11 protein-coding genes, 1 pseudogene and 1 CRISPR repeat array (1 of these 13 only partly in view) are annotated in these 13,907 nt (G+C 34.7%); all 12 genes and pseudogenes read left to right on the forward strand.

Annotated elements, in window-relative coordinates:
- The first annotated feature begins 10 nt into the window (after positions 1-10).
- The 12 genes and pseudogenes from D0Z64_RS08675 (at position 11) to cas2 (ending at position 13,715) form a co-directional block, all read left to right on the forward strand.
- Complete coding sequence (locus D0Z64_RS08675) at positions 11-511, forward strand: C69 family dipeptidase (protein WP_250638379.1); 501 nt, start codon at positions 11-13, stop codon at positions 509-511.
- 173 nt (positions 512-684) lie between these two features.
- Positions 685-1,998 (forward strand): UDP-N-acetylmuramate--L-alanine ligase, encoded by a 1,314-nt coding sequence (murC, locus tag D0Z64_RS02160; protein ID WP_080881226.1) that lies wholly within the window; start codon positions 685-687, stop codon positions 1,996-1,998.
- A gap of 320 nt (positions 1,999-2,318) precedes the next feature.
- Positions 2,319-3,401, forward strand: a pseudogene (purH, locus tag D0Z64_RS02165) (bifunctional phosphoribosylaminoimidazolecarboxamide formyltransferase/IMP cyclohydrolase); the annotation flags it as partial.
- 12 nt (positions 3,402-3,413) lie between these two features.
- Positions 3,414-4,673: a phosphoribosylamine--glycine ligase gene (gene purD / locus D0Z64_RS02170; protein ID WP_127345560.1), complete on the forward strand. Its 1,260-nt coding sequence runs from the start codon at positions 3,414-3,416 to the stop codon at positions 4,671-4,673.
- 310 nt (positions 4,674-4,983) lie between these two features.
- Entirely contained in the window at positions 4,984-5,739 is a 756-nt protein-coding gene (gene cas6 / locus D0Z64_RS02175; RefSeq protein ID WP_080881228.1) for a CRISPR-associated endoribonuclease Cas6, read from the forward strand.
- A 17-nt stretch (positions 5,740-5,756) separates the two neighbouring features.
- Positions 5,757-7,511: a type I-B CRISPR-associated protein Cas8b1/Cst1 gene (gene cas8a1, locus D0Z64_RS02180; RefSeq protein WP_080881229.1), complete on the forward strand. Its 1,755-nt coding sequence runs from the start codon at positions 5,757-5,759 to the stop codon at positions 7,509-7,511.
- A gap of 18 nt (positions 7,512-7,529) precedes the next feature.
- Positions 7,530-8,432 carry a type I-B CRISPR-associated protein Cas7/Cst2/DevR gene (gene cas7i / locus D0Z64_RS02185; protein WP_080881230.1) on the forward strand — a complete coding sequence of 301 codons (903 nt, stop codon included), beginning with the start codon at positions 7,530-7,532 and terminating at the stop codon, positions 8,430-8,432.
- A complete protein-coding gene (gene cas5b, locus D0Z64_RS02190; RefSeq protein ID WP_080881231.1) occupies positions 8,419-9,132 on the forward strand; it encodes a type I-B CRISPR-associated protein Cas5b in 714 nt (237 codons plus the stop codon). The genes cas7i and cas5b overlap by 14 nt, the downstream gene beginning before the upstream one ends.
- 360 nt (positions 9,133-9,492) lie before the next feature.
- Positions 9,493-11,922: a CRISPR-associated helicase Cas3' gene (gene cas3, locus D0Z64_RS02195; protein WP_127345561.1), complete on the forward strand. Its 2,430-nt coding sequence runs from the start codon at positions 9,493-9,495 to the stop codon at positions 11,920-11,922.
- 15 nt (positions 11,923-11,937) lie between these two features.
- Positions 11,938-12,429, forward strand: coding sequence for a CRISPR-associated protein Cas4 (gene cas4 / locus D0Z64_RS02200; RefSeq protein WP_080881233.1), 492 nt, complete (start codon positions 11,938-11,940; stop codon positions 12,427-12,429).
- A gap of 9 nt (positions 12,430-12,438) precedes the next feature.
- Complete coding sequence (cas1b, locus tag D0Z64_RS02205; RefSeq protein WP_080881234.1) at positions 12,439-13,428, forward strand: type I-B CRISPR-associated endonuclease Cas1b; 990 nt, start codon at positions 12,439-12,441, stop codon at positions 13,426-13,428.
- A gap of 5 nt (positions 13,429-13,433) precedes the next feature.
- Entirely contained in the window at positions 13,434-13,715 is a 282-nt protein-coding gene (gene cas2, locus D0Z64_RS02210; protein ID WP_023192833.1) for a CRISPR-associated endonuclease Cas2, read from the forward strand.
- A 183-nt stretch (positions 13,716-13,898) separates the two neighbouring features.
- Positions 13,899-13,907: a CRISPR direct-repeat array (repeat unit 30 nt) (it continues 1,342 nt past the right edge of the window).

A 13,907-nucleotide genomic window follows, 5' to 3' on the forward strand; every position in this document is an offset into this window, starting at 1 on the left:
CGACGATACAATGGCCTCAGCTGACTTGGAAGAAATGATCCAAAACTATCATCTTGACCTTGATCAAACTGGCAATCCTTATAACTTGCGGCATATTTTTGGCAGTCATGCCGATTCAGACTACGAATATAACATCCCTTGTCGGTGGTATATTCAAAAACTTTTCAATCCAAGTGAGGAAAAGAAGCCAAATGATCCTGAAATGCCATTTGCAAAAAAGCCAGAATACTTGCTGACGATTGAAGACTTTAAATATGCTTTGTCGTCACGGCATCAAAACACGGTTTATGCTCCTTATGGCAAAGAAGGAACTGAGCAGGATCACCAAGCATTTCGGCCAATTGGTTTCCAACGCAATCAAGAATTATCAATTTTGCAACTCAGAAATGATGTTCCTAAAGATATTGCCGGAGTTCAATGGTTGGCTTTAGGACCAAACGCTTTTAATGGCATCGCGCCATACTACGTAAATATTCTCGATACTCCAGCCGTATACCGAACAAATTGCTAAGCAAAGCTATGATGCGGCAATGAAATGTTTTGGCTCTTGCATTGAAAATGGGGCACTTCAAATTAAATTGAATTATTAATTAATAAGATAGTCGTCAGATGACGACTATTTTTTCTAAAAATGGTAAAATTAATAGCGAATATTTGAACAATTAATTTTGGAGAAGACAAAATATGTTAGATAAAGCAAAACAAATTTGGTTCATTGGTATTAAGGGTACAGGGATGGCATCCCTTGCCTTGGTTTTACATGATTTGGGCTATCAAGTTGCCGGCAGCGACATTGAAAAATATACTTTTACCCAAGTGCCACTTGAAAAGGCTGGCATTGAAGTAAAGAACTTTGACCCAAGCAATATCAAGAGCAATGATGAGCAAGTAATTGTTAAAGGCAATGCGTTTAAAGAAAACAACCCAGAAGTTAAAGCTTGTCTTGATAAAAATGTTAAGTGGCAATCTTACCCAGATACAGTTGAAGAAATTGTCCAAATGCATACGAGTATCGGTGTATCAGGTACTCACGGCAAGACTTCGACTACTAGTTTGTTGTCACATGTTTTAGGCGAAGTTGCTCCAACCTCATACTTAATTGGGGATGGTCGCGGCAAAGGCGTTGCTGATTCACGTTTCTTCGTTTATGAAGCTGACGAATACCGTCGTCACTTCTTGGCATATCATCCAGATTATCAAATTATGACCAATATCGACTTTGATCACCCTGATTACTTCAAGGATCAAGCCGATTATACCAGCGCTTTCCAATCAGCCGCTGATCAAACTAAAAAGGCTCTCTTTGTATGGGGCGATGATAAGCGTCTGCAAAGCTTAAAGACCTCGATTCCAAAATATACATATGGCTTCAGTGATAGTGATGATTTCCAAGCAGTTAATGTTGAAAAATCAACTACTGGTTCTAAATTTAACGTGCTTGCACATGGTGAAGATCTTGGACAATTTGAAATTCACTTGTTTGGTGACCACAGCATTTTGAACTCAACTGCTGTTATTGCCGTTGCTTATACTGAAAAGGTCCCAATGGAAGATATTAAGAAGGGCTTGTTGACCTTCAAGGGTGCCAAGAGAAGATTCAGTGAAAAGGACTTTAATGATATTGCCGTCATTGATGACTATGCTCACCACCCAACAGAAATGCGGGCAACTATCCAAGCTGCTCGTCAAAAGTTCCCAGACAAGAAGTTAGTTGTTGTCTTCCAACCACATACTTTCTCAAGAACTAAGAAATACAAAAAGGACTTTGAAGAAATCTTACGTGGTGTAGATAAGGCTTATGTAACCCCAATCTATGCCTCAGCTCGTGAAAAGAACGGGGATATTTCAAGTGAAGATTTGGTTGCTAAGATTCCAGGTTCAGAAGTAATTGATTTAAACAATATCGCTGATTTAACTAAGAATAGAAATTCAGTGATTGTCTTCATGGGTGCTGGTGATATTCCTAAATATGAAGATGCTTTTGAAAAGTTGCTTTAATTGAAAGATAATATCAAACGGACTGCCCTTTTAAATAAAGAGCAGTTTTTTGATAATGGAATCATAAGCAAGATATGAAAAATATAGGTGAATTTGGCAAGAATTGTCCTTACATTGTTAGTCTTTTTAAAAGTGTAATTATAAAATAAAAAAATTATTTTTTAAGATATGGTCCTACTTAGATGAGCAGTATATTATGATATTGTTTATAAAAGTAGGGCTTTTTGTATATTTTAGTAATCAATAGCAAATTAGATTTGAGGAAAATATAAATGCTGTTTAATCAATTACAAAATGAAACTAATTTGACTAATTCAGAGAAAGAAATTGCGGAAAATGGTAACACCACGCTTGAAACAAGAGCAAAACTAGCAGCTAAGGTGTTTAGAGCAACTGCTGCTTATGACGCCATTATCGCAGATTACTTAACCAAGCAAGTTGGCCTTTAAGACCCTGAAAAGTTGACTTTGACTTATGATCTGAAAGAAAAGATGCGCTACGGTGAAAACTCCCACCAAAAAGCATGGCTTTACGAAGATGCAATTCCAAAGAGCTTCTCAGTTTTGCAAGCACACCAATTGCACGGCAAGAAGCTTTCTTACAACAATATCAAGGATGCCGACGAAGCACTGCGCTGCATTCGTGAATTCCAAGATGAACCAACTGTTGTTGCAATGAAGCACATGAACCCATGTGGCATCGGCCGCGGTGACTGTCTTGAAGAAGCTTGGGACCGTGCGTATGAAGCCGATTCAGTTTCAATTTTTGGTGGGGTGATCGCTTTAAAAAGAAAAGTTGATTTGGCTACTGCCGAAAAGATGCACAAGATTTTCTTAGAAATCATTATTGCACCAGGCTTTGACGACGATGCACTTGCAGTTTTGGAAAAGAAAAAGAATGTCAGATTGCTTGAATTAGACTTCGATAAGGAAAATGAGCCGACTCGCCCAGAAGTAGTATCCGTTATGGGTGGTATTTTGCAGCAAGAACAAGATACTTTAGTTGAAAATACTGACGACTGGAAGGTTGTAACTAAGGCTCAACCTACTGAAGCACAACTTAAGACCATGATGTTTGCCTTGAAAGCAGTAAAACATACTAAATCTAATGCGATTGTGGTTGCTAACGATAAAAGAACTCTTGGCGTAGGTGCTGGTCAACCTAACAGAATCGATTCCGCTAAGATTGCGATTAAACATGCTGGGGATGCCATTGATGACCGCGCAGTCCTTGCGTCAGACGCCTTCTTCCCATTCAATGATTGTGTGGAATATGCGGCAAAGCATGGCATTAAGGCGATCGTTCAACCTGGTGGCTCCATTCGCGACAAAGACTCAATCGAGATGGCAGACAAGTACGGCGTTGCAATGGTATTTACAGGTTACCGTCACTGTAGACGCTAATTGGTGAAAACGATGAAAGATGATTTAGTTTTACTAGTTGTTGGTTCAGGTGGACGCGAGTTTGCAGTAGCGAAGAAGTTAAAAGAGAGTCGGCATGTGAAGACTGTGTATTGCGCGCCGGGTAATGTGGGGATGCAGACGATCGGTGTTAAAACCGTGCCAATTGAAGAAACTGATCTTGATGGTCTGCTGGATTTTGCCAAAAGTAAGCATGTTGATTGGACTTTTGTTGGACCAGAAAATGTCCTTTGTGCTGGCATTACCGATAAATTTGAAAAGGCAGGACAAAAGATTTTTGGTCCTAACCAAAGAGCAGCCCAACTAGAAGGCTCAAAGGATTACGCTCTGCGCTTTATGAACAAATATGATGTTCCAACTGCTCGCCATGAAACTTTCACCAGCGCTGAAACCTGTATTGCCGGGTTAAAGGATTTTGCATATCCGGTGGTGATCAAGGAAGATGGTTTGGCTGGTGGTAAAGGCGTAACTATTACTCAAAATGAGGCTGCTGCTCAAGAAACGATTAAGGAAATGTTTGCTGGTGGTCAAACTGCTGTGGTCCTTGAAGAATGTCTAGTTGGTCCCGAATATTCAATGTTTGTGGTTGTTTCTGAAGATCAGTTCACCATTTTGCCAATGGCGCAAGATCATAAGCGAGTTGGCGATGGCGACAAGGGTCCAAACACTGGTGGCATGGGATCATATTCTCCTTTGCCACAGCTGAAAAAAGAAGATCGGCAAAAAATAATTGACGAGATCGTGAAACCCACGATGAATGGTTTAGTTCAAGGCAATTATCATTATTGCGGTGTTTTGTACATCGGCTTAATGTTAACTGAGGATGGTCCGAAGGTTATTGAATATAACGTGCGCTTGGGCGATCCTGAAACGCAAGTTGTCTTGCCTCGTGTTAAAAACGACTTTGCGCAAGTGATCGACGCAGCGGTAAATCATGAAAAGCTGCCTGAAATTGAAGAAACTGATCGTTCAGTGTTAGGCGTAGTTGTCTGCAGCAAAGGCTATCCAACGCATCCGGCACCTAATGTGAAGATCGGCAAGTTGCCTCACGGCACTAATACTTATATCGATTATGCCAACGTGAAAGGTGATTTGGATAATCTGACAGGTGATGGCGGTCGCCTGTTTATGGTGATTTCGGAAGCCGACAATTTAGTCCAGGCGCAAGATAATGTCTATTCATATTTGAGCAAGCTTGATTTGCCAGATTGCTTCTATCGCCACGATATTGGTAATCGTGCTTTGAGAGATTAGATGTGTGAAGAAAGTCCCGGTTGGAGCTTTTTTAGTTTGGAGTTGAATCTTGAAAAAAGCATTCAAATTTTTAAATGGTATAATAGCTATGACTTATTATTTATCCCAATGGAAATGTAAAGTGTAACTATAGCATTTTTATTTTATTTAACTTATGAGAATAGTTGTGTTGAATGTTGACCTCCTTAAGTTTTTAAGCTTATGGAGATCATATTTTTTGTTCTTTTAAAAATCTAACCTTGTAATTATAGAAAAGGACGATAGACTAAATGTGTAATAAAAAAATAATTACAAATGAAAGGAGCTAAAAATGAGATTTGGCATACCGATTCATCTTCTTCCCAAAAATTCGGAAGAAAAGGAAATCAAAATAAATATCGATTACGATGCCTATATTTTGTCTTTAATTAAAACTGGACTTTCAACTGAAAATCCGGCTTTGTTTAAAGAGCTTTTTGGAAAGCCTACACAAAAGAATTACTCAACTAGTGTATTTTTCCCGAATGCTACTTTTACTAAAGACAACATTGTTTTAGATAAGAATGGAGAAATGAAATTATATTTTTCAACTGCTAATACAAATTTAGCAATTAATTTCTATAATTCGTTTGTTTATTTAGATCATTTAGATGCGGAAAAACTACCCTTTGGACACAGTTATCTGGCTGATGTAAAGAAACTTTACACTGTAGAACTACCTAAAATCACCAAAGACAGAGTTATTCTTAAAACAATGTCTCCAATCGTGATTCGAAATGATGAAGGAAGATTTATCTCGTGTCCTAATGATTCGACTGAAGAAGGACTTGCTGAGTTTAACGATGCTCTACGCAGAAATACCTTCAACAAACTAAGGTATAATGAGTCGCTAGCTTCAACAGTCAAGGGACTGAAATTTAAGCCAATAAAGATGCGAAAAACAGTGCGTAAATCATTTGGCTTGAATATTGAATGTACTAAAGGAATTTTTGAACTAGAAGGTAATTCTACATTATTAAATTTTATTCAAGAGTCTGGCCTAGGCGAAAAGACAGGGACTTTTTCTGGGATGATTAGTTTAGCTTAGAGATAGGCGGTGATAATATGGGTGAAACAAGCACTGTGACTATTGATTTTAGAATAAATAGTTGGCTAGAAAATGCTGGTATAGTTGGTTTAACTAGAATCTTAAAAGCTAATCCAAGGTATCGAAGAAGTTATAAAGAAAAAGAAAATACTTTAGAAGTAGATCCTAAAGTATTCGATAATTTTTCTGACTTGTATTTTAATTTCTTCATCAAAAATTATGGTCAAGCAACCAGATACTGGAGAATTGTCAGTGAAGAAAACTTCCTGAAGTCTCTTAAAGAGAATGGCTTTAAAGACTTTGACAATAAAAAATTAAAAGAACTAACTGATTGGTTTGATAACGTTTTAAAGTACTCAGTTAATTCAGCTAGTTACAAAAAGGTCATTAAATTTATTAATAGTGATTATGATATTAAAGCAGAAGTTAAAGACTGTAATAAAAAAATTCGAACGCTAAATAAAAAGAATTTCTTAACTAAAAGCCCTGAAGAAGCTAAGGAAATATTACAGGAATTAATAAATCAATTGTTAAAAGCAATTGAATACTTTAGTACAGATCAGGCTAGAAAATATTTTCCGGCTAAAACACTGAGCTATACAGTAATTAATAAAGCTTGGAATGGTGTGTCTTTTCTTAATCCTCAAGCTAAAAATCTTGATTTCTATGATGACTATCAAAACTATTTTGTAGCACCAGTTCAGAAATATTTGCAAGAAGATCATTCTAAAGACAAATATATATGTTCAACCTGTGGTCGTCCAATAAAGAGGTTGGAATATTCATACGGTTTTTTGAATGATATGGGTTATGACTTAAACAGAAAAACAAGTAATGCTTGGAACTTCAAAAATGACCTGTATATTTGTCCAGTATGTCAATTCTTGTATTCGTTAGTACCAGCAGGATTTACCTATATGGCTAGTCAAGGAATCTTCATTAACGAAAATTCATCGATTAGAAATTTGCAAGGTAAGAATGATGCTACTTTTAACAGCATGATGAGAGATATTAGAAGTAATACTCAAACTAGTCCATATAGAGCTTTTTCAGCCGCTTTTAGGGATGCTGAAGCTAGCGGTCAAAATGCTGCTTTAGCTAATATTCAATTAATTACATACAATAATGATCATTATAATTTTCAAATTATTCCGATCGTTGCATCTAAAGTACTAATAAAAGCTGTTGAAAAGAAATATACAGTAAAACAAACTGGTGAAGTAAAGAGCTATTTGGCTAATTTATATAATGCCGGAATTAGTAACTTTAGAGGTGCAGGGTATTACAGTATTTTGGACAATGTATTGAACTGTTTATTTAACAATACTAACTTGTTTAGCATTATCCAAGAATTGGAATTGTTAAAAGTTGGAAATACAGCAGGCTGCTATTACAATACTTTTCAAATCATGACAGTGATTCGAATGAATGGTTGGTTCCTAAATGAATTACATAAATATAGAAGGAGTGAAAATGCTATGAAAGTGGAAGAGGATAAATTAACAAAAGCCCGTGGTTGCGGCATGCACGTAAGAATGGGGTATGACAATGAAAACAAAGCTAAAACCTTAGCTTACAAGATGCTTGAAGCAATTCGTGCTAATAGTACTGATAGATTTATGGAACTCTTACTTAATGCATATCTGTATTTAGATAAGACAGTACCTAAGATTTTTATTGAAACTCAATCTAATACTGAAGTATTTAAAGAATATGCTTTTGCATTTATTGCAGGTTTAATTGGTAGTAGTAATGCTGAACAAGATAAGTAGTTAATGGAGGATATAAAGATGACACAAGATAAAATGGGCTTAACAGCAACTATTGTTTTTCAAGCTTCAAGTGCTAACTATGGTGAAAGTTTGGGTAATGTAGCATCCCTTAAGAAAATTACTCGTGGAGATGGTCAACAATATTCTTACATTTCACGTCAAGCTATTCGTTATGATATTGTGCAACAACTCGGTGAGAAAGAAGCAAATTTGGAAGCCGAAGGTAGTGGCGACAAGAAGGTAATTCAATTTGCTAAAGACGCTTCTATTAAGGACTTCCCTGAAATTGATTTCTTTGGTTATATGAAAACCAAAAAGGACAATAACTCATCTATTAGATCTGCCAAGGTACGTCTTTCAAATGCTATCAGTCAAGAGCCATATGAAGGCGATACTGATTTCTTAACTAATATGTCATTAGCTCAAAGAATTCGTAAAGCTACAGGCGACAATAAGATTCGTAACAGTATTGCCCAATCCGAAATTCAACAATCATACTATGTGTACACACTAACAGTTGATTTGGATCAAATTGGTGTTGATGACAATGACGGCACCAATTTAAATGCAAATGAAAAGAATCGCCGTGTTGCTAAATTACTAGATGCAATTCAATACTTGTATCGTGATATTAGAGGCCGCAGGGAAGATTTAAAGCCATTGTTTTCTATAGGCGGAGTATATGATATCAAGAATCCAATTTTTGAGAATGCCGTCAAAGTAAGAAATTCTAATATTGATATTGAATCAATTCAAAGTATTTTAGATGATCCAAGAGTTAAAGAAAACACTAGTGTCGGCTTTGTAGATGGTGCATTTAACAACAGCCAAGAAATTAAAGATAAATTGGATGCAGTAACAGTAGCTAAGTTTATGACTGATTTAAAGAAAAAGGTTGCTGATTATTATGAAGGTAATTAGAGTTAAATTGCATCAAGAAACTGCTAATTATCGCGTCCCAGCTAGTCATGGGTTTCGTGAGAGTTATCCATTACCTCCCATTTCAACGGTAATTGGTATGGTTCACTACTTGTGTGATTTCCATGAGTATCATCCAATGAAAGTCAGTGTTCAAGGCTCATATATATCTACTACTAGTGATTTCTTTACACGATATGAATTCAAAAATGGTTTGAAATTTGATCCTGGTAGGCATCAGTTAAATGCTGAAGGATATGGGATTAGTAGAGGAATCGGACATGTTCAATTATTGTATGATGTCAATCTAATATTGCATATTAAACCTGATGATGAGAATGAACTGGAAGATATATACAATGCTCTAAAATATCCACGTGAGTTTCCAAATCTAGGTCGACGAGAAGATTTGGTAAATTTTGAAGAAGTAAAAATCGTTGATGTAGAAAAAAAGGATGAAGACTTAACTGTAAATCATGGTGCGTATATACCAGTTGAAATGTCTGAAAATATCGGTCTTGAAAATGAAGGTATTGGATATAAAGGAACGCATTATTACTTAAATAAGGACTATAAACTGGTAACGATAAAAAAAGGTCAGACACAACGTCGATGGAATAAAGTTGAAGTTATATATGCTTCTGGGTTTACGGTTTATAAGAGTTACGTTGATGAAGATAATAATGTAGTGTTCTTAGTTTAAAATCTGTCGATGTCCAATAAGCAGTTTTTACCAGTAGATCGACAGATGTGATAAAGCCTTATGTAATAGTTTTTCTAGAGATTCCAATTAATTTAGACTCAAAATGATGATATGTTTTGGGAGGTCGATAGAAATCATATTACAAAGCATTGATGTATAAGACTTGGCAAGTGGAACAGTTTTTATCTAACTTAAGAGAAATGTAAATGCAACGAGCCATGCAGGAGTCGAACCTGTTAATCGGGTTTTTATCTAACTTAAGAGGAATGTAAATCGCTCTCTAATAGGGGGTTGTACATATCCTTTATTTAACTTACGAGAATATACGATATTAACCATAAAGATAGAAAGTGTGAAAGGATGAATGAATATTTAGCTAAATCTTTAGATCAATCTGAAGGAAATCATTGTGAGACGATCGTTGAACATACTAATAATTTGTTAAAGCAATATAGTTTATTAAAGCAAGCTTATCCAGATATATTTCAAAATTTTTGGCTTAGTCAAGATCGATTTAACGATATGACAAAACAGGTAGATATTCGTAGTAAAGACGATTGGCGGCTTTTAGAAATTGCTTGTAGCTATCACGACTTAGGAAAAATGAACCTACGCTTTCAGAAAAAGGTAAAAGCAGGGCAGAGCTTTTGTAAAGGTGAAATTCCGCATGCATTGTTAAGTATTACGATGCTTCCAATTGATGAATTACAGAAGCATTATACTAAAGATCAAATCATAGCATTAATTTTTGCAATAAAGTGGCACCATGAACGTAATTTCTCTGAAATAGACGAGAAGCATTATGAGGATGAAATAGAAGCTTTAAAGAAAGAGTTTGCTAGTTTTGATTATTCAAAATTAAGTTTTCCAATTTCCCCTCAAAAGCCAGCAAAAGTAGATAGTAAGTATTTAACTGGTAATTTAAGTCATAGATTGTCCCCTAATTATGAGCCTAAAATTTATGATGAATTTGTAATACTAAAAGGTTTGCTTAATCGTATTGATTATGCTGCTTCTGGACATTATGAAATAGAGTCGAAATCACGTGTATGTTTGAGTCAAAATATACTTCAAGAATGGCATAAGAAAAATCCAGTCGCTGATTGGAATGAACTGCAAAAATATACATATGATCATAGAAATGAAAGTATCGTTGTAGTCGGTCAGACCGGACTAGGTAAAACTGAGTCAGCGCTCAGATGGCTTGATAATTCTAAGTCATTCTTTGTATTGCCTCTGAAAAGTGCGATCAATTCTATCTATGATCGAATTTCTAGAATTGTTTTTCAAAATAAAAGTCATGAAAATTTGGCACTTCTTCATTCGGATATGATGGCTAAGGCATTATCAGAAAAATTTGATGATGAAGATAATTTTGAAGAATTCGTAAATGAAGAACGGAGTTGGTCTAAGCAACTATCTGTTGCTACCTTGGATCAAATTTTTAATTTTGTTTATCACTATAAAAATTATGAACCTAAACTTGCTACTCTTGCTTATGCAAAGGTGGTAATTGATGAGATTCAAATGTATTCTCCAGATCTTTTAGGATATTTGATTTACGGGTTAGGTGAAATCCAAAAATTTGGCGGCAAATTCGAGATCATGACAGCAACATTACCTCCATTTTTGATAGATTTGTTGGAAAGCAATGGTTTGGAATTTAAGCAAGCACCACACCCATTCTTAGATCCTAAAGTGAATCATCGGCATAAGGTTAAAGTTTTGCACAAACAAATTAATTCGGATGACATAATTAATTTAGATCGTCATCAAAAGACACTTGTAGTATGTAATACCGTTAAATCTGCTACGGAACTATATTCTGAACTAAAGCAAAAAGGGGTCTTAGATGTTCATTTAATTCATAGTAGATTTATTCGAAAAGATCGAAATGAAAGAGAAAAAGAGATACTTGAATTTGGACAAAAAGAAAATCATAGTTCTGGAATTTGGATAGGTACACAAGTCGTTGAAGCATCATTAGATATAGACTTTGACATGTTAATTACAGAACTTTCTGAATTGTGTGGCCTTTTTCAGAGAATGGGAAGATGCTATAGAAAGCGTAACTATGAAGGTAAGGAACCAAATGTTTATGTTTTCGATGGTGGAGATAAGCTAACAAGTGGAATTCATAAAAGCAAGCAGGAATATGACGATAAAAGATATCATTCTGTTGTAGATTATCATCTGTTTGAAATATCTAAGAGAGCTTTAGCTCAAGTTGACGGATATTTAACTGAATCAGATAAATTAAAGCTAATTGATGAGAATTACACTACTGACAAGCTATTAGATGAAAATTGTCAGCTTATTGATAAGGTCAACGATTGTATTGATTATTTAAATGATTTGACTTTTTTAGATAACCTCAAGACAAAAGAAGAAGTTGTAAACACTTTTAGAAATATCAACACAATAGATATTATTCCTGAACAAGTATTTCTAGAAAATGAAGATAAACTCGAGGCAGCTGCTAAAGCACTAAATAATTATATAAGAAGAGAAGATTTTCTTGATCAAACGGAGTACAAAAAGCAGCATCAGATCCTTGTAAAAGAAAAGATTAAAGCAAGAGAGGTAATTAATAATTATTTAGTTGGTATACCCCTATATATAATTAGTAAGGTCTCAAAACAAGATAGATGGATAAAAGATAAAGCATTAAATGAAGTCGGATATAACATCTTACCAGCAGATTTCAATTATGATTCTATGACTGGCCTATCTTATAACGATAGTAAGAATAAAAATGCTGAGATTGACGATGATGATAATATCTTCTAGTTTGGAGAATATAAAATGCGAGTTACTGGTAATATGGTTAACTATTTCTTTGTTTGTAAAAGAAAGCTTTGGCTTTTTCAACATCAAATAAGATTTGAACAAACTAGTGAACGTGTTCAATTAGGGAGCCTATTAGATAGAACTAGTTATCAAGGGCATGGTACACATCATTTAATGATTGATAATTTGATCAATATTGACATGGTTGAAAATTGGCAACTGATTCATGAAGTTAAAAGAAGCGATGCAATCGAACCAGCAGCTATTTGGCAGTTGAAATACTATATTTATTATTTAAGGAAGAAAGGAGTAAATATCTCTAAAGGATTACTAGATTATCCTCGTCTTAAGAAATGTGTAAAGGTTGATTATACGGATGAAGATGAGAAGCAGATGGAGAAGTATATCTCAGAAATTGAACAAATTTGTGAACAAGTAACACCACCTAAGCCTCAATTTAAGCCAATTTGTAAATCATGTGCATTTTATGAGTATTGTTTTTCTTAGGTGATTACGATGGAAGATTATTATTTATTTTCTTCAGGAGAATTAGAACGTAAAGATAATACGGTTAGATTAACAAGGTCAGATGGTAAGTATAAAGATTTAAAGATTGAAGTTACTAGAGATATTTATTTGTTTGGCGAGGTTTCTACTAATACTAAGTGCTTAAATTATCTTGCTCAAATGAAAATACCGGTTCATTTTTTTAATTACTATGGTTTTTATACTGGATCATTTTATCCAAAAGAACAGAATGTTTCTGGTACACTTTTAATTCAACAGGTACAGGCTTATACAGATCCTAAAAGAAGATTATATTATGCTAAAAAATTTGTCTTAGGAGCTGCTAAAAATCTATTAAGAAACCTAAAATATTATCAAAGAAGAGGGAGAAATTTAGATGATAGCATAAAAGAAATTACATCATTAATTCGACAAATAGATCAAGTGCATGATGTTGAAGAACTAATGGGGATCGAAGGTACTATTCATAGGAGATACTATGCATCATGGCAAAGTGTTTTTATTCCCGATGTAGATTTTTCAAAAAGGGTAAGAAGACCGCCTGATAATATGGTAAATACACTTATTTCATTTTTGAATGGATTAATGTATACAACGTGTTTGTCAGAGATTTATGTAACCCAGCTTAATCCGGCTATTAGTTATCTACATAGTCCAATGGATAGAAGATTTTCATTATGTCTTGATATATCTGAAATTTTTAAGCCAATGATAGTTGATAGATTAATTTTCTCACTGATAAATAAAAATATGATTAGTGAGGGAGACTTTAATAAGGAATCAAATTATTGTTACTTATCTGAAAAATCCAAACGGGTAATCGTTAGTGAATACGACAAATATATGAAACAAAAAGTTAGATATAAAACCTTGCATAGGGATGTTTCCTATAGACATTTAATCCGATTAGAATGCTATAAATTAGTAAGATCGTTGGTTGAAGGAGAAACCTATGAGCCTTATGTTATGGGATGGTAATAGATATGTATGTGATTCTGGTTTACGATATCGTAATGGATAAACAAGGTGCTAAAGTAAGTAGACATGTTTTCAAAATATGTAAAAAGTATTTAACTCATGTTCAAAATTCAGTATTCGAAGGTGAACTAACCAAGTCCCAGCTTGAAAGCTTGAAGAATGAGTTGGATAGATGGATTCGACAGAACGTTGATTCAGTGATTATATTCAAAAATAGAAATAAAGATTGGCTTGATAAAGAATTTATGGGTCAGGATTTAACTGATTTAACGTCGGATATATTCTAAAGAAGAATCTGTCGATGTAAGATACGAAGAAAATTCTGGGAGATCGACAGATTTGCAAAATGCCGGTACAATGATATTTGTGCGATTTGTCTAATGATTTTAGTGATTTTTGGATGCGTTTTTGGTTAGGTCGACAGATAGGCCGTTGAATCTATTGATACAGTAGGACTGGTAGTTGCAACTGTTTTTATT

This window comes from Lactobacillus amylolyticus, from assembly GCF_003999355.1.
GTDB classification, from domain to species: Bacteria; Bacillota; Bacilli; order Lactobacillales; family Lactobacillaceae; genus Lactobacillus; species Lactobacillus amylolyticus.

Coding starts and splice junctions, on each gene's coding strand:
- cas4 (WP_080881233.1), top strand. CDS start 11,938: ATGCGAGTTACTGGTAATATGGTTAACTATTTCTTTGTTTGTAAAAGA.
- cas7i (WP_080881230.1), top strand. CDS start 7,530: ATGACACAAGATAAAATGGGCTTAACAGCAACTATTGTTTTTCAAGCT.
- D0Z64_RS08675 (WP_250638379.1), top strand. CDS start 11: ATGGCCTCAGCTGACTTGGAAGAAATGATCCAAAACTATCATCTTGAC.
- cas6 (WP_080881228.1), top strand. CDS start 4,984: ATGAGATTTGGCATACCGATTCATCTTCTTCCCAAAAATTCGGAAGAA.
- cas2 (WP_023192833.1), top strand. CDS start 13,434: ATGTATGTGATTCTGGTTTACGATATCGTAATGGATAAACAAGGTGCT.
- cas5b (WP_080881231.1), top strand. CDS start 8,419: ATGAAGGTAATTAGAGTTAAATTGCATCAAGAAACTGCTAATTATCGC.
- murC (WP_080881226.1), top strand. CDS start 685: ATGTTAGATAAAGCAAAACAAATTTGGTTCATTGGTATTAAGGGTACA.
- cas3 (WP_127345561.1), top strand. CDS start 9,493: ATGAATGAATATTTAGCTAAATCTTTAGATCAATCTGAAGGAAATCAT.
- cas8a1 (WP_080881229.1), top strand. CDS start 5,757: ATGGGTGAAACAAGCACTGTGACTATTGATTTTAGAATAAATAGTTGG.
- purD (WP_127345560.1), top strand. CDS start 3,414: ATGAAAGATGATTTAGTTTTACTAGTTGTTGGTTCAGGTGGACGCGAG.
- cas1b (WP_080881234.1), top strand. CDS start 12,439: ATGGAAGATTATTATTTATTTTCTTCAGGAGAATTAGAACGTAAAGAT.